General features: G+C 71.4%; 10 protein-coding genes. 6 read left to right on the top strand and 4 right to left on the bottom strand.

Features of this window, described 5'->3' with window-relative positions; genetic code table 11:
• Positions 1–58: 58 nt before the first annotated feature.
• Together ACQPYK_RS18265 and ACQPYK_RS18260 are read right to left on the bottom strand one after the other, a co-directional pair.
• Positions 59–1,654 (bottom strand): multicopper oxidase family protein, encoded by a 1,596-nt coding sequence (locus ACQPYK_RS18265; RefSeq protein WP_433256712.1) that lies wholly within the window; start codon positions 1,652–1,654, stop codon positions 59–61.
• Positions 1,647–2,054 carry a hypothetical protein gene (locus ACQPYK_RS18260; protein WP_433256710.1) on the bottom strand — a complete coding sequence of 136 codons (408 nt, stop codon included), beginning with the start codon at positions 2,052–2,054 and terminating at the stop codon, positions 1,647–1,649. The genes ACQPYK_RS18265 and ACQPYK_RS18260 overlap by 8 nt, the downstream gene beginning before the upstream one ends.
• 108 nt (positions 2,055–2,162) lie before the next feature.
• Between ACQPYK_RS18260 and ACQPYK_RS18255 the strand changes: the two genes are divergently transcribed.
• From ACQPYK_RS18255 to ACQPYK_RS18240, 4 genes are all read left to right on the top strand, one after another.
• Positions 2,163–3,062, top strand: a complete 900-nt coding sequence (locus ACQPYK_RS18255) for a LysR family transcriptional regulator (protein WP_433256709.1) — start codon at positions 2,163–2,165, stop codon at positions 3,060–3,062.
• A 338-nt stretch (positions 3,063–3,400) separates the two neighbouring features.
• Entirely contained in the window at positions 3,401–3,733 is a 333-nt protein-coding gene (locus ACQPYK_RS18250; protein ID WP_433256707.1) for a hypothetical protein, read from the top strand.
• Entirely contained in the window at positions 3,720–7,169 is a 3,450-nt protein-coding gene (locus ACQPYK_RS18245; protein ID WP_433256705.1) for a WD40 repeat domain-containing protein, read from the top strand. Before ACQPYK_RS18250 ends, ACQPYK_RS18245 begins: the two co-directional genes overlap by 14 nt.
• A 259-nt stretch (positions 7,170–7,428) precedes the next feature.
• Positions 7,429–7,596, top strand: coding sequence for a hypothetical protein (locus tag ACQPYK_RS18240; RefSeq protein WP_433256703.1), 168 nt, complete (start codon positions 7,429–7,431; stop codon positions 7,594–7,596).
• Positions 7,597–7,692: 96 nt separating this feature from the next.
• On the opposite strand, the gene ACQPYK_RS18235 is transcribed toward ACQPYK_RS18240, so the two are convergent.
• Positions 7,693–8,292: a phosphoribosylanthranilate isomerase gene (locus ACQPYK_RS18235; RefSeq protein WP_433256701.1), complete on the bottom strand. Its 600-nt coding sequence runs from the start codon at positions 8,290–8,292 to the stop codon at positions 7,693–7,695.
• Between the two features lie 332 nt (positions 8,293–8,624).
• On the opposite strand from ACQPYK_RS18235, the gene ACQPYK_RS18230 reads away from it, so the two are divergent.
• Together ACQPYK_RS18230 and ACQPYK_RS18225 are read left to right on the top strand one after the other, a co-directional pair.
• On the top strand, positions 8,625–11,522 hold the full coding sequence (locus tag ACQPYK_RS18230) for a helix-turn-helix transcriptional regulator (protein WP_433256699.1): 2,898 nt from the start codon (positions 8,625–8,627) through the stop codon (positions 11,520–11,522).
• Between the two features lie 374 nt (positions 11,523–11,896).
• A complete protein-coding gene (locus tag ACQPYK_RS18225; protein WP_433256697.1) occupies positions 11,897–15,826 on the top strand; it encodes a S8 family peptidase in 3,930 nt (1,309 codons plus the stop codon).
• A gap of 153 nt (positions 15,827–15,979) precedes the next feature.
• Here ACQPYK_RS18225 and ACQPYK_RS18220 read toward each other — a convergent pair whose 3' ends face one another.
• The gene (locus ACQPYK_RS18220; RefSeq protein ID WP_433256695.1) at positions 15,980–16,795 is read right to left on the bottom strand and encodes a PIG-L family deacetylase; all 816 of its coding nucleotides are present in this window, start codon (positions 16,793–16,795) and stop codon (positions 15,980–15,982) included.
• Between the last annotated feature and the right edge of the window lie 138 nt (positions 16,796–16,933).

The raw sequence follows: 16,933 nt of genomic DNA, 5'->3' as shown, positions 1-16,933 counted from the left end.
AGAACCTTCCGTTACGTCGGGGTCAAGCCCACGCAGCCCACGCCTTGGAAGCAATCATCTAGATGATCTCGAGGTTGGCCATCATGCCCATGTCCTCGTGTTCGGCGTTGTGGCAGTGGAAGAGGTAGCGGCCGCGGTAGCCGTCGAACCGGGTGATGATCTCCACGGCTTCGCCGGGTCGTAGCGAGACGGTGTCCTTGAGTCCCGCGTCGTGGGCCAGTGGCGGCCTGCCGCTGCGCGAGAGCACCCGGAAGCCGACCAGGTGCAGGTGGACGGGATGGTGGACGTCGGCGATGAGCCGCCAGACCTCGACGTCGCCGAGCCGGGTGGTGACGTCGGTGCGGGCGGGGTCGAACGGCAGGCCGCCGATGAGCCAGCCGTGGCCTGTGTGCATCCGCCCGGCGCGGAAGGCGAACTCGCGCACCCTGACGGCGTCCGAGCGCCGCCAGGCCGGCAGGTCGTTGGACAGGGTGCGGGGGATGCGGCTGTCGTCCGCGGCCTTGCGGGCGACACGGAAGGCCATCACGTCGCGGGTACGGCCGGAGCCGAGCCGGTTGATCACCCTGACGCGGCCGCCGATCGCGACGCCGGAGAAGTCGACGACCACGTCGTAGCGTTCGGCGGGTGCGATCGGCAGCAGCTTGTGGGTGACCGGGGCGGCGAGGAGTCCCTGGTCGGCACCGATCTGGATGAGGTCGAGGCGGCGCCCGTCGTCGGTGACCGCTTCGAGTTCGTAGTGGCGGGCGTTGGAGGCGTTGAGGATGCGCAGCCGGTAGCGGGCCGCGTCGACCTCGTGCACGGGCCACGGCGCGCCGTTGACCAGGATGACGTCGCCGAGGACCCCGGCGAGGTACGGCTCGCGGACGCCGGGCCGTACGCGCAGGGTGGGGTCGAGGGCGGGGTAGGAGAGGCCGCCGTCGGCGGCGAACGCCCGGTCGGCGATCATGAGGGGCAGCTCGCGCGGCCCGGCGGGCAGGCCGAGGGCGTCCTCGGCGTCGTCGCGCACGAGGTGCAGCCCGGCCAGGCCCCGCCAGATCGCGGGCGCCGTGAAGTCCATCCGGTGGTCGTGGTACCACAGCAGCGTGGGCCGCTGGTCCAGCGGGAAGGTGTAGTCCCGTGTCAGCTCGGCCACCACGGCCCTCGGGTCGTGCATGCCATGCTCGGAACCGTGCCCCGTCCCCATGGAGTGCTCCTGCCGGCCTTCGGGCAGGAGCAGGTCGGTCGGATACCCGTCGGAGGCCGCCGGAGTCCGCCCGCCGTGCAGGTGCACGACCGTCGGGACGGGCAGCTCGTTGCGGTGTGACACGGTGACCGGCCGGCCGCGGCGCGACTCGATCGTCGGCCCCGGGAAGGTCCCGTTGTACGTCCACATCGGCGTCGTGACACCGGGCAGGATCTCCGCGCTCGCTTCGCGCTGGGTGATCTCGTAACGGTCGACCCCGCCGGAGGTGCTGACCGGCTTCAGCACGGCGGGAATCGGCAGCGGCACCTGGAAGGGCGGCGGTAGTGGTACGGCGCTGCGCAATTCGGCACCGGTGATCGACGGCCGGCGGGCCAGCGCGGCCGAGACCGACAGCCCGGTGGCCGCCATCAACCCGAGCGCCCCACCGATGCCCAGCACCCGCCGCCTGGTCACGCCACGGCCGCTACGCATTCTCGGCCCCCACACGCAGGAGAGGCCGCCGCCATACATCGATGAACTGCACCACGACCGTGACGATGGTCATCACCCCCAACGGGAGGTGCAACCACAGCGCGCCGTCCAACCCGGCGAAGTACTGCACCGTCTCGGCTGCCACCACCGCCGTCGTGGCGAGGAACGGCCAGACCTGGCGCAGCCGGACCCAGATCGCGATCGCGACGACCGCCTGCAGGTAGCCGATGGAGGTGACGACGTTGGCGCCGGCCGTATGCAAGCTCAAACCGCCGTAGTCACCGCTCAGATACACCCCGGCGAACACCGGCTGGCCGGCGATCGCCACCGCGTGCGCGCTGACGACGGCCCGCAGCACCCATCCCGTGGGTGTCGTCCGGGACGCGGCAACGGTGAGCATGTGGATCCCTCCTCACTCCGTTCTCGATTCGTGAACGAACCCGACACTATGGCTCGTGGGTTATCTTGTCTAAGATCAATATTGCTATAGCGTTATGTTGCGGGAGGCATGATGGAGCTGAACTCGCTCAAGCAGTTCCTGGTGGTGGCGCGACTGGAGCACCTCAGCCGGGCAGCCGACGAGCTTCACATCGCCCAGCCGTCGCTGAGCCGTACCATCGCCCGGTTGGAGAGCGAACTGGGCACACCACTGTTCGACCGGAGCGGCCGGCTCCGGCTCAACGACGCGGGCAAGCTCTTCCGTGATCACGTCGAACGTTCCCTCGGTGAGCTTGAGGCCGGACGACGCGCCGTCGCCGAGGCCACCGGCGAGGGCCCGGGCACCGTGAGACTGGCGTCGGAAACCTTCCTCACCCTCACCGGCCCGCTGGCGGCCTACAAGCGAGCCCATCCCTCCATCGAGATCGAGCTCCACTGGTCCCTGGCCGAGGACATGGCCCGCCGCCTGCGAGCCCAGGACGTCGACCTGTGTGTCGCCTCGCAACCGATCCACGCCGAAGGCCTGGAGTCGATGCAGCTGTTCGACGAGGCTGTGGGGGTGGGCACGCCACTCGATCACCCGCTCGCGGGCCGTAAGTCCGTGAGCGTCGACGAACTCGCCGACCAGTCCTTCGTCACCGCCCGCCAGGGGCACTGGCTACGCCGGCTGCTCGACCGGCTCTTCGCCGCACGAGGCCTCACACCGAAGATCGTCTGCGAGAGTGACGAGCCCGCCGCCATCGCGGAGCTGATCAGCGCGGGACTCGGCATCGGTCTCGTCCCCGCCTTCGCCCGCCGCAGCGCCACGCGTGCCCCCCTCGCCTGGGTCGCCGTCGACAGCCCCGACTGTCATCGCAGGGTCACCCTGCACTGGGACGCCGACAGCCGCCTGTCGACCGCCGCCCGCCTGATGCGCACCACGATCACCAGCTGGGACTGGATCACCGGCGAACCCCGAGAGAAACGCTGATGATCAGCTCGCGGGGTGGGTGCGACATGCCCCGGGCCTTGGCCATCCCGGTTGGGCAGCCCGTGTCAGCGCTTGGCTGTCGAGGGTGAGCGGTGCGAGTCAGCCTGTCGTCCACGGGCGGAGCTTGTCGGGGTTGCGTAGGTCACCGTCGCCTGAACCCCCGGAAGCCCGTCCCCGGCGAATCAAGTTGAGCCGCTGTGGCGGCCCCCGTTACCGGCCGAGCGGCGTAACCACATCGCATGACCACACACCCCGAGCGTCACAGGACGCGCGGCAGGCACCAACACGGCCTGCCGCGCGTCCTGTTGTTAGGGACAGGCACACCCGGGAGGAGATCCATGAGGAGACCAGGCCGTCAGGTCGTCCTGGCAGCCGCTTCGGTGGGGTCCGGCACGATCGTGGGCGCTCTGACCAACCTGCTGACGGGGAGCTGGAATTGGGCGCTGGCCGGAGGACTGGTCGCCGCTGTGGCACTGTGGATGAGCGTGGAGATGACCAGGGCTGCGACGGCCGGGAATGGCGTCATCCGCGTGGTCCAGCGGGTCAGACGACGGGTGCTGGGCAAGGTCATCGGGGTAAGGAGGTCCGGCGAGGTCGCGTCCGCGGACATCCGTCAGGACGTCGACGAGGTCGGCAAGGGTGGAGAGGTCATCGGGTATGACGGCACTTGACGAGTTGTTCTACCGGCCCCTCGTCCAGGTCTACACCGACGACGATCCGCGCCACGTCGAGCGGACCTGGCTCACCGGGGTCGTCACCGCGCTCGCCGCCGAGCCCTCGCACCGGATCGTCCTGGTCACCGGCGAGCCGGGAGCGGGCAAGAGCGCCCTGGCAGCGGCGCTGTGCAGGGACAACCCGGCCTGGCTGCGCTACTTCGTGCGCAGGGACAGCCGCTCGCCGCTGTCAGCCGTGGACGCGCGTTCGCTGCTGCTCACGCTCGGGCACCAACTGGCCGCCACGCGCCCCGAGTTGTTCGACCCCGCCGTCCAGATCACTGTCGACCAGCGCGTGGGGAAGGTGCACGGCGACGCCTCCGTCACCGGAGTGCGGATCGAGAACCTGCAGGCCTCCCCGTTCCTGTCGACCTCGATCAAGGTCACTCAGGCGGCCTCGCGCGTCGACGGGACCGTGACCGGTGTGGACATCAAGTCCGCGACGCTCGAGCCGCACATGCTGGACGTCGGCAACCTACAGGCCCTGGCGCTGGGGCTCCCGGCAGGCGTGCTGGCCCGCACCGAGCCCGGCGAGCGCATCGTCATCGTGATCGACGCCGTGGACGACGTCCGCTACCACGGCGGCGGTTCCGACAGCATCCTGACCTGGCTGGCTTCATGCGGCACGTTGCCGCACAACATCATGATCGTCGTGACCTCCAGGCACGACCCTCCTCTGCTGCAGCGCCTTCGGCAGGTCCACGGCGGCGCGCTGGCCGAGCTGAACCTGGACGCCGAGCGGGACAGGGCGCGCTCGGACATCGACCTCTACGTCGGCAGGCTCGTCGGCGAGGCGGCCACGTCGAGGCTGCTGGCCGAGCACGCCATTTCCGCGATCGGCTTCCGCGGCCGGGTCGTGGCCAAGGCCGACGGGAACTTCCAATACGTCACAGCCATCGGTCGCGCGATGGACGCGGCGGGCGCCCACCCGCAGCTCGCGGGGTTGCTGCGCGACCTCGACGACCTGCCGCCCACGCTGGACGAGCTGTACGCCTACTTCCTGGGGCTGATCAGGGACTGCGTCGGCAGGACCTCGGTCGAGGTGGGCGAGGAGGTCTACCTGTCGGCCTGGACGGCCCTCTACCTGCCCCTGCTGGGCATCCTGTCGGCCGCTCGCGCGCCGCTGACTCCACGGCAGCTCGCCGACTACGGCGGCATCCGCGCGACCCCCGACGACGTGGACCACGCCCTGGATCTGCTCAGCCAGTTCCTTCACCCGGCGGAGGGCGGGCTGACCCTCTATCACGCCAGCTTCGCCGATTTCCTGGCAGCGGGCGACGGCGAGCGATGGCACCGGAAGATCGTGGCGGTGGCACGCGCCGGCTTCGCCGCCGACTGGGCGGCGATGGACGACTACGCCAGGTTCCACCTGCCCTTCCACGCCGCCGTGGGAGCGGAGCTCGACGCCCTGCTGGACGACCTGGGTTTCGTGGTGGCGGCCGACCCCGACGGGCTGATCCCCTTCGCCGCGGACGCCGTCTCGGACCGTGCGCGGGCCGTGGGGGAGAGCTTCCAGATCGCCTACCGGCAGGCACGCGGGCGGCCCGAGGAGGAACGCGCCGCCTTCCTGGCGCTGGCCGCGCGGCAGCTCGGCCAGCACGAGGTGGCCGCTGCGGCGGACAGGCTCAGCCAGGGCGGTCCCTGGTCGATCCGATGGATCAAGCGCCTGTCCGAGCCGGTGATCCAGCATGTCGCCTACCACGAGGACTTCGTGACCGCCCTGGCCTGCGCCCGCTTCGGCGACCGGACGCTGGTGGTGTCGGCGGCCAACCGCAGTAAGAGGCTCCTCGTGCACGACCTGGAGACGAGTGACCTGCTGGACACGATCCTGCTGGACCACGTCGGCTACAACGTGACCGCCCTGGCGGCCTTCTCCCTGCCCTCGGGGCTGCTGGTCGCCGCCGGTGACTGCGACGGGACGATCCAGGTGTTCAGCGCGGACCAGCACATCGTGGCCGACACCGAGTTGCGGCCTCATGACTCGGTGATCACCTCGCTGGACTTCCTCGAAGTGGGCGACGCGCTGCTCCTGATCTCGGCCGACGACCGGCGGCGGGTGGCGAGCACGGCGCTCAGGGGCTCGCCTTCGCTGAGCATGCCCGCGGTGATCGAAGCCGACGAGGGTTCCCGGGCCCAGTACGAGATCACCGCCTCCGGGCTGGACCGGGACAATCCCAAACACCCCACCCACGTGTCGGCTCTCCTCCGGCGGGGAGTGCCCGTGCTGGCCTCGACCACCAATTCGCGTTACGCCCAGCTCACAGAGTTGAACAACGGCACGGGAGTCACACGCGTCGAGTTGGGGCAGGCACCCGTCTGCGCCCTGGCCGGCGGCTGGCTCCAAGGCAGGCAGGTGCTCGTGGCCGCCGCCGAGGGCTTAGCGGTCCACGACCTGGAGACGGGCGAGAAGATCGCAGGCCTCGACGAGCAGCGTGCACACGTCACGGGAAGCGCCCTGGCGGCGGCCTCCTCGCCTGAGGAGCCTCTCGCCGTGGTGTTCGGGAACAGCTACGGCGACATCTGCGTATGGCGGCCCGAGGGAGCGGGCACGGTCGGTGAGGCGGAGTGGACGCAGCCCATCGTCGCGCTCTCCGCCGGCGTGTCCGACGGCGGAGGAGTTCTGCTCGTCGCGCACAACGACAACTGGCTGCGCGGGCCCGGAGCCCGGGTCAGTCAGGATGAGGACCGGGTCAACGACATCGAGGCGTTCGACTCCATGACGGGCGAGTTCATTGAGACGATCGCTCAGGTCATGGGCGCGGGCGGGATCAGCGACTTCACGCTCCTCGACGGCAGGCTCATCATTTCCTCCATCGGCGGCCCGGAACTCCTCGAGATAGAGCTGTCCGAGCCCAGATCGCAACGCCTCATCGACACCGGCTTGAACAACATCTGCAGTGTGTCGGCCGTCTCCACAGTGGGCGGCGGACTCATCGCCACAGCGACCACCCGTGATGCCCTGATCAGTATCTTCGAGGCAGCCTCAGGGGAGTTGGCGGCCAAAATGCCGACCCTCGAGAAGGGGAGAATATCCGCGCTGGACCTGTTCGAGGTGAACGGCGGCTTCGCCCTCTTGGCCGGCTTCGGGGGAACCGGCGGGATCCTGTTCCTGGACCTTGGGGTCGACCCGCCCGCCTACACCATGATCGATCCGGGATATGCGGGTCATACCGTCGCGGTGAGGAGCCTGGTGGCGGGCAACACGTTGCTCGTCTGTTCGGGAGACCAGGCCGGGCAGGTGCGGATCCTCAATCTGTCCACACGCCGGATCGTCTGCTCCTTCGGCCTCGACTCCCCCGTCACCGACCTCTGCTTCACCACCGATCTGGGCCTGGCGGTATCAACCCGTTCCGGGCTGACGGTGGTGAACCTGCACTTCCTCAGCGCCGGCTGATCAGCGCCTCGACGCCGTTGAGGATGCGCTCCAGGTCGAACTCGAAGGCGTGCTCCGGGCTGTAGGCCGACTGGTGGGCCTCGTCGGCGGCCTGGCCGACGCGGGTGGCGACGCAACGCAGGTCACGACGGCGCCCGAGTCCGGGTGGCGCAGGTGGCAGCCTTGGACCGCGATCACTTCGCCGGGTGCCAGGCCGCAGCCGGAGGCGAGCGCGATCAGTGCGAGCCGGAAGCGTTCGCTGCGGTCAACCCCAGCGGGCTTGGAAAGCCTATTCAGCGCCGAGCGCCGGCGCGGCGGCGTCTTGACCTCCCGCAAGGACGGCAGGACCGTGCTGCCCCGGGCCGACAAGCAGGCCAGCGCCGCCCTCGCCGAGATGCAGGCCTTCCCGTGGTGTGGCAGTGCTGCTGTGGTGTGGCATTGTTGCTGACCGCCCGGGACGCCACGTCATGATGGTGCGGGCCGCTCGCTCCGCCCAGTTCCACGTGACGTCAACCGCCTCGGCGGGTTGATCCTCTGCAATCCCTTACTCGTCGGCGGCCGCGCGGGCGGCGGCGACGAAGGCTCTGATCAGCCCCGCGTCCTTCACCCCGGGCGCGACCTCCACGCCGCTCGACACGTCGACCCCCCAGGGCCGGGCCGCGGCGACGGCCTCGGCCACGTTCGACGGGTCCAGCCCTCCGGCCAGCAGCCAGCGGCCCGCCGGGCGCCCGCGCACCGCCGACCAGTCCCACGGCCGCCCCGAACCGGGTCTGGGCGCGTCGACGATGAGCAGGTCCTCGTCGAAGGCGCCGCAGTTCAGGTCCGTGTCCGCGGCTCCGGCGCGGATCAGCGTGAGGTCGAGGTCCTTCAGCGCGGTGAAATCCTCGTGCGGGTGGTTGCCGTGCAGCTGGACGGCGCGCACCCCGGCCTCCAGCGCGGCCGCCCGGACCTCCTCGGTGGCCTCGCCGGCGAACACCGCCACGGTCAGCACGTGTGCGGGAACCTCGGCGGCCAGCTCGCGCGCCCACGCGGGAGTGACCCGCCGAGGGCTTCTGGTGAGGACGAAGCCGATCGCGTCGGCTCCCGCCTCGACGGCGGCCGTCACGTGCTCGGGCTCGCGCAGCCCGCAGATCTTCACATACACCCCTCGCACATTAGCGGCGGCGGGTCGGACCGGCACAGTCGAGCTTCATCTACTCCCGGCCGCACGCCGTTCGCCCGCTCACTTCAGGGCTCTGCCGAAGAGCTCGTCACCCGATGCGCCGCCACTCTGACCACCCCGTAGGGGTGGCCTGGCGCGCGCCCCGCCCGCGGCCTAGGATGATCGAATTCCGGCCCGGCATCGGCCCGTCCGCCCGTGCCGGACGATCGTCCGTCCGCGGTTCGAAAGCCGCGTCCAGTGCCGTGCTCAGTCGAGGAGACTCCGGCGCCGGACACCGGCTTCCCGGGCCGTGATCTCACGATGGGGGGCGTCCTGTGCCTGCCACGACGCCCGATGGGCCCGGTGTCCCACGCCTGATGTCGGTGCCGGCGCTCGTGGGGCGCGAGCCGGAGCTCGCGGCGTTCGAGCAGGCGCTGACCGGGGCACCGGCGATCGTCCTCGTCGAGGGGGAGGCCGGAATCGGCAAGAGCCGCCTGCTGCGGGAGTTCCTGGGCTCGCCGATCGCGCGCCGGCGTCGAAGCCTGGTGGCCTGGTGCCCGCCCTTTCGCGAGCCGTACACCCTGGGCCCGATCGTGGACGCGGTACGGCAGGCCGCGGACCGGGTGGCCGGCCTGCGACTGAGCCCGCTGGCCGGAGCCCTGCGGCCGCTGTTTCCCGAGTGGGCCGACGAGCTGCCGGTGGCCCCGGACCCGCTGGACGACGTCAGAGCCGCCCGGCACCGCCTCTTCCGGGCCCTCGCCGAAGTGCTGCAGCGCCTGAAGGTGTCGGTGCTGGCGGTCGAGGACGTGCACTGGGCCGACGACGCCACGCTGGAGTTCCTGCTCTTCCTGGTCTCCCGGCAGCCTCCGCTGCTCAGCCTGGTGGTGACCTACCGCCCGGAGGACGTGCCGCCCGGCTCGCTGCTGCTTCGACTGTCGTCCAGGCATGCCGCGGGGACGGCACGGCTGCGGCTGGCGGTGGGCGCGCTGGACGTCACGCACACCGGCCGGCTGATGTCGTCGATGCTGGACGACGAGCCGGTCTCACCGGCGTTCGCCGCGCTGCTGCACCAGCACACCGACGGGATCCCCCTGGCCGTCGAGGAGTCGGTGCGCCTGCTGCACGACCGCGCCGACCTCACCCGGCGCGACGGCGAGTGGATGCGCCGCAGGCTCAACGAGATCGACGTGCCCCCGACGGTGCGCGACGCGGTCCTGGAACGGGTCGAGCGGCTGAGCGCACCCGCCAGAGCCGTCCTCCGGGCGGCCTCGGCGCTGTCCGACCCCGTGGACGAGGCCATGCTCGGCTCCGTCCTCGGCATGGCGGCGCCACCGGCCGGCGGGCTGGCGGAGGCGCTGGCGTCCGGCCTGCTGCGGGAGAGCGGCGGGCTGGTGTCGTTCCGGCACGCGCTGGCCTCTCGGACGGTCTACGAGGCGATCCCGCCGTCGCAACGCCGGACGATGCACCGGCGGGCCGGGCACGCCCTGGCCGCTCGCACCCCGCTGCCGGTCTCCCGGCTGGCCCGCCACTTCCGCGAGGCCGGCGACGTGGGCGAGTGGATGCGCTACGCCGAACAGGCCGCCGATCTCGCCCTGGCCGCCGCCGACGAGGCCGGCGCCTCGGCGCTGCTATACGACCTGGTGACGCACACCGAGCTGCCCGCCGCCGCGACGGCCCGGCTGACCCGCAAGATCCCGTTCTCCTCGTTCACCGGGGACGACCGCTTCAGGGGTCTGGTGCGGGCGTTGCGGTCCGCGGTGGACACCGCCGCCCTGTCGCCGGCCGAGGAGGCGGAGACCCGCTACCAGCTCGGCCGGGTGCTCACGCTCATGGAGGAGTTCGAGGCCGGACGGGTGGAGCTGGAGAAGGCCGTCCCGCACCTGCCGCCCGGCTCCTTCAGCGCCGCCCAGGCCATGGTGATGCTGGGGTGGCCGCATGAGTCCTCCGCGCCGGCGTCGGAGCACCTGTGCTGGTTGCGGCGCGCGGGCGAGCAGAGCGAGTCGCTGCCGCCGGTCGAGCGGCTCGGCCTGCTCACCGAACGGATCAGCGCGCTGCTGCTGCTGGGCGAGGAGTCGGGCTGGGCCGAGGCCGCCCTGCTTCCCGGCGCCGCCTCGACCGCGAGCGAGAGCAGGCACCTCGGCAAGGCCCATCTCAATCTCGGTGACGCGGCCGTGTACTGGGGGCGGTTCGAGGAGGCTCACAGGCATCTGGCGACGGCTTCGGAGATCGTCGAGCGGCACCGGTTCACCCGATACCGCGACACCATCAGCGCGACCCGGATCCATCTCGACTGGTTCACCGGCGACTGGCCGGGGCTGGCGGCGCGGGCCACCGCCCTCGCGGACGACAACGTGATGCAGCCGGTGACCCAGCTGGAGGCGGTGCTGGTCGGCGCCCTGCTCGGCGCGGCGAGCGGCGACCCCGCCGCCGGTGAGCGTTTCCGGCACGTGCTCGCCGAAACACACCGGCGCGGCGCCCCCGAACTGGTCTCCGAGCCGGCGGCGGCCCTGGCGCGGGTCCTGCTGGAGCAGGGCCACGCCGACGAGGCCCTGCGGATCACCGAGGGGCCCATCCGGCTGGTGGCCGGCAAGGAGGTCTGGCTCTGGGCCACCGATCTCGCCCCAGCCCGGGTCCAGGCGCTGGTCGTCGCCGGGCGGCTCGACGAGGCCGTCGAGCTGACCGGCGCGTTCGCCGGATGGGTGCGGGGCAGGGACGCGGCGGCGCCCCGCGCGGGGCTGGAGCTGTGCCGGGCGCTCCTGGCGGAGAGCCGCGGCGACCCCGGCCGCGCCGCGGTCGCGTTCGCCCGTGCGGCCGGTGCCTGGCGAGGACTCCCCCGCCCGTACGACGCGCTGCTCGCTCAGGAACGCCAGGTCGCCTGCCTGCTGGCCGCCGGCGCGGCCGAGGAGGCCCTCCAGCTGGCACGGCGGGTGTTCCAGGAGCTGACCGAGCTGGGTGCCCGTACGGCGGCCGACCGGATGGCGCGCCTGCTGCGCGAGCACCGCGTCGAGATGCGGGGACGAGGCCGGCGCGGCTACGGCGACCAGCTGTCGCCCCGCGAGCTGGAGGTCGTCCGCCTGCTGGCCACCGGCAGGACGAACAGGGAGATCGCCACCGTCCTGTCACGTTCGCCCAAGACCGTCGCCGCACAGGTCAACTCGGCCATGCGCAAGCTCGGTGTCAGCTCCCGCACGGCGCTGGCGGTCAGCGCCGTCGAGTCGAGCCTCCTGTCCTGAGGGCGTTCGCGGCACCGTCGAGTCGAGCCTCCTGCCCTGAGGGCGTTCGCGGCACCGTCGAGTCGAGCCTCCTGCCCTGAGGGCGTTCGCGACGTCGTCGAACCAGGCGTCAGGCCCCGTACCCGTACAGGCCGTGACGAGCACCGCCGTGCCGGGCGTCGCGCCCTGACCGCTGACCGCTGACCGGCGCGATCATTCGCGTGTCGCATTCATTAGGTCATCTGCCCCATGACAAGAATTTCCGGCGGCCCGAAACTCTCCGCATGGACACGCCTTCCGATGAGATTCCGGACGAGTCTCCGGTCGAGGAGGCTCCGCCCGCAGGCGAGGCCGACGAGTACGAGCCCCTCTAGCCCCTCCCCCAGGAGAATCCCATGAAGATCATGAAAGGCGCGTTACGGCGCGGCCCGGTCGTGGCCGCCGCGGTGGTCGCGATGGCCGCGGCGACGCTGCCGGTGCGCGCCGCCGCGGCCGGCGATGACCCGGCCACGGCGCGGCAGACGCTCACGCCGATCACCCTCGACGGCGTCAGGCCGGGCAAGCATGAGATCACTCTCATCACGGGCGACAAGGTGACGCTGACCGAGATCGGCGGCCGCTACGGCTTCCGGGTCGAACCGGCCGCCCGACCGGGCAGGCCCGCACCCACCTCCTTCCGGGGGCTGAGCGGACCCGACGGCTTCTACGTCTACCCCGACGACGTGCTGCCCGCGATCCAGGCGGGCCGGATCGACCGTGAACTGTTCGACGTGAAGTATCTCGCCGAGAACGGCTACGCCGACGAGCAGTCGGCGCAGACCCCCGTGATCGCGCAATATCCCGTGGCCGAGCCCGCCGTCCGGGGTGCCGCCGAGGCACTGCCGGCCAGCACGCCGACCCGGGCCCTGCCCAGCGTCCACGGCGCCGCACTGGCCGTGCCGCACGACGGGACGGCCGCGTTCTGGTCCGCCGTACAAGGGCAACCGGACCGGAACGGGGCGGTGACCACGCTCGGTGCGGGGCTCGCGAAGCTGTGGCTGGACAAGAAGGTCGCGGCCGACCTGGAGCAGAGCGTGCCGCTGATCGGCGCGCCGCAGGCGTGGTCGGCCGGATTCGACGGCACCGGGGTCAAGGTCGCCATTCTGGACACCGGCGTCGACGAGACCCATCCGGACCTGTCCGGAAAGATCGCCGAGACCAGGTCGTTCGTCCCGGACGTCCCGGTGCGGGACGGCAACGGACACGGCACGCATGTGGCCTCCATCATCACCGGCAGCGGCGCCGCCTCGGGCGGAAAGTACAAGGGTGTCGCGCCCGGTGTGAAGCTCGCGATCGGCAAGGTCCTCGACGACAGCGGCACCGGCACCTGGAGCGGCATCATCGAGGGCATGCAGTGGGCCGCCACCAGCGGGGCCAAGGTGGTGAGCATGAGCATCGGCGGCGAGCCGACCGACGGCACCGATCCGGTGAGCCAGGCGCTCGACGAGCTGAGCGCGTCCACGGGCACGCTGTTCGTCGTCGCCGCCGGCAACAACGGGACGGCCGAGTCCGTCAGCACGCCGGGCAGCGCCGCCTCCGCCCTCACCGTCGCGGCGACCGACAAGAGCGACGGGCTCGCGTCCTTCTCCAGCCGCGGCCCCCGGCTGGACGCGACCATCAAGCCGGACATCGCGGCACCGGGCCTGAGCATCGTCGCCGCCCGCGCGGCGGGAACGAGCCTGGGCACGCCCGTCAACGACTCGTACACGAACCTGTCGGGGACGTCGATGGCCACGCCGCACGTCTCCGGCGCCGCCGCGATTCTCTCCCAGCGGCATCCGGGCTGGAAGGCGCCGCAGCTCAAGGCGGCCCTGATGAGCACCTCCAAGGACGTCGGCCTGACCGTCTACGAGCGGGGCGCCGGGCGCCTGGACCTCGCCACCGCGATCGCCCAGAAGGTCTACGCGAGCACGGCGAGCGTCGACTACGGCGCCGTGCCCGACGGCGGCGAACCGCTCGGCAAGCAGCTCGCCTACACCAACCTGTCCGACCAGCCGGTGACCCTGACCCTGACCCCCGCGCTGCGGACCGTCGGAGGCGAGGCCGTACCGCAGGACGCGCTGACCGTCGACAAGACGCTGACGGTTCCGGCCGGCGGGACGGCCACGGCCACCGTGACGCTCACCTCGTCGGGTCTCGGCGTCGCCACCTACACGGGCGCGGTCACCGCGACCGACGGCCACGGCGTCCGGCTGACCACGCCCGTCGGCCTGCTGCGTGAGCCGCCCAAGGTCGCGCTCACCGTCAACACCCTCGGCCGCGACGGCACGCCCGTCGACCCGGGGCTCATCAGCATCCTCGACGTCACCGGCGACCGGGGCGAGGTCTCCGGCCACATCCAGCACGTGGCCCCCGGCGTGAACAAGGTCCTGGTGCCGCGCGGCGTCTACAGCGTCACCGAGTGGCTCAACTGGATCGAGCCGTCGACGTACGTACCCAACAGCGCCTGGCTGCTCGACCCGGAGGTCACGGTCACCGACGACACCGAGATCACCCTCGACGCGCGCAAACTCCAGGAGGTCACCTTCAGCACGCCGAAACCGTCGGCGGTGACGCCCGGCGCGGGCAGCTACACCCTGGTCCAGCGGATCCTGGCGGACGGCGGCATATGGGGCAGCTACGAGATGGCGGCCACGTTCTACCGGTTCTGGGTGACTCCCACCAAGCGGGTGACCAAGGGCGAGTTCCTCTACACCGTCAGCCGGGCGCTGACCGCCCCCGAGGTGACCATGGAGATGCGCGGACGCCGTCCGATCGCGCTGCACCCCGAGGTCTTCCCGCACGACAAGACCGTTCCGAACGGCGGCATGATGGACGGCCAGGTGCCCTTCGACGGAACCTTGACCGCGCAGCTGGTCGACGTCGGGGTCGGCAGGCCGGAGAATCTCGCCGGCCTCGACCTGAGGGGCAAGCTGGCGTTGCTCGACGACGACCAGACCTGCGCCGGGCGGATGGACCGCTTCCGCAACATCCGCCGGGCCGGGGCGGCCGGCATCCTGCTGTGGCCGTCGGGACCGCTCGGGGTCTGCATCGGCGGCCCGATCATTCCCGAGTACGTCGTCTCCACCGACGAGGACCCGTCCACGACCATCGGCATCCCCTACGTGACGCTGCCGCCGGTCGAGGCGCGGGCGCTGGTCAAGCGGCTCGCCACGGAACCGGTCACGATCACCGTGCACGGCACGCCGTACTCCTCCTACGGCTACCAGCTGCACCCCGTCGAGCAGGGCCGGGTGCCCGCCTCGATGCACTACGGGCTCACCGAGCGACAGCTGGCCACGATCGACACCCCCTATCACTCCGGCACGCCCGGCGACTCCTACGCCGACTCCGCGGCGTTCACCATGAGGCAGCTCATGTTCTTCCCCTCGTTCCTGCCCGCGCAGCCGGTGCCGGGGACCCGCCGCGAGTATGTCGGCCCGCTCGACCCGGACGCGATCACCGTGCGGGAGGCGAGCACTCCGGGCGGCGGCTACCACATGTCGCTCGACGTCTTCGACCGGCCGGTCCACCTCACCCGGCACTGGAACGCCGGGCCGTTCACGCCGGGCACGGTGACGGCGTCCGACTCCGTCTACGGGCTGCCCGACCCGAAGGCGCCCTACGGCACGCAGAACGTCATCGGGCTGTGCTCGATCTGCCGGCAGGGCGACACCCTGTGGCCCAACTTCACCGAGATCGGCGGGCAGGGCCAGTACGGCGGGTCGTGGATCGGCGGCGTCCACCTCTACAGGGACGGCACGGAGATACCCGCCGCCGGCACCGGCTACCCGACGTTCTCCCTGCCCAAGGAGGCGGGCGATTACCGGCTCACGCTCGACGACCGTGACATCAGGACCACGACGGAGTGGACCTTCCGCTCCGGGACGGTCACCAAGGACGCCACGCAGCCCGGGTTCGCCTGCGCGGGCAGCGTGTTCGGTTCCAAGGCGCCGTGCCGGCCCGAGCCGGTGGTGTTCGTCTCCTACGACATGACCGACGGCATCGCGCTCGACAACACCGTGCCGGCGGGCCGGCGGCACGCCTTCCAGGTCAACGTCTACCACTCGCCGGGCGGGGAGCGGATGCCCGCCATCGCCGGCCTGAAGCTGTGGGCCAGCACCGACGACGGCGGGCGCTGGGAGCCGGTCGAGGTCCGCCGCGGCCACGCGGGCGCCTTCACCGCCTCCGTACGGTATCCGCGCCTGGCCGACACCAGCGGCGCGGTGAGCCTGCGAGCCGAGGCCTGGGACGCGGCGGGCAACCGCGTCACCCAGACCACGCTCCGCGCCCTCACCCTGCGCTAGGTGTACTGATCACAGAGGTCGAGTACGCGGGCGACACGTGTGCCTGACCTCTCAGGTCAGTACAGCCAGGCGGCAGGCGGGCGACCGCGTCGGGCCGAAGACCTTTCGGCGTCCCGCGGCGGCGGGCCATCCGGCCCGCCGCCGCGGGCGTCCTTAGCGCAGGCCGTCGAAGAGGTCGTCCTCGCGGTCTGCGGCGGGAACCCGGGTGAAGTGCCGGATGAAGGCCTCGTGGGCGAGCGCGCGATGCTGGGCCTCGGCGGGCATGCGCAGCAGGAAGATGTTCTCGCCCTGGCTGGCGTGCGCCTCCAGTGCCTTGAGCTTGCGCTCCACGTAGGGCGCCACGTCGGCCACGGTGGTGATCTGCTCCTCGGGGGTGCCGAAGTCCTCGGGAAGCTCCAGGTCCTCGGGGGCGCTTCCGCTCGAACGGAGATACTCGAACAGCTCGGCGACCCGCTCGCGGGGCACGGCGGTGTAGTAGAGCTTGCTGGGAACGCCGCCGGCCTCCGCCGCGGCGACGGTGATCCGGTGGGCCTGGATGTGGTCGGGGTGGCCGTACCCGCCGTTCTCGTCATAGGTGACGACGACCTGGGGACGGTAGCGTTCCATCAGCTCGGCGAGCCGCCCGGCGGCCTGCTCGACGGGAACGTTGGCGAAGGCGTCCGGCGCCTCGTTGGCGGCCCAACCGGCCATGCCGGAGTCGCGGTAGCCGAGCAACTCCAGGTGGGCGATCCCGAGATGGGCCACGGACTCGCGCAACTCCTCCAGCCGCAGGGCGCTCACCGCCGCCTCGTCGTGGCCCGGCTCCCCCGGCTTGACTCCGCCGGGACCGTCACCCTGCTCACCGTTCGTGCAGGTGACCAGAACGGTGCGGATGCCCTCTTCCGCGCACCTGGCGAAAAGTCCACCCGTCCCGAGCACCTCGTCGTCGGGATGAGCGTGGACGGCCATCAGTGTCAGCTCGTTACCCATGGATATCGACCCCTCTGTCAGAGAGGGCCATACGGCCCCGCACACTCTACGGCGGGCGACCGGAATCTGCTGGATCCTGCCGCCTCATCCGCTTACCCGCCTGATCGCCCCGCCCGGCCGACAGCGACGCGACCAGGG

The sequence above is a fragment of the Streptosporangium sp. CA-135522 genome (assembly GCF_050949235.1).
In the GTDB taxonomy this organism is placed as follows: Bacteria; Actinomycetota; Actinomycetes; order Streptosporangiales; family Streptosporangiaceae; genus Streptosporangium.
The sequence above is the reverse complement of the archived record's forward strand: the minus strand, read 5'-3'. Positions and strand labels throughout refer to the sequence as shown.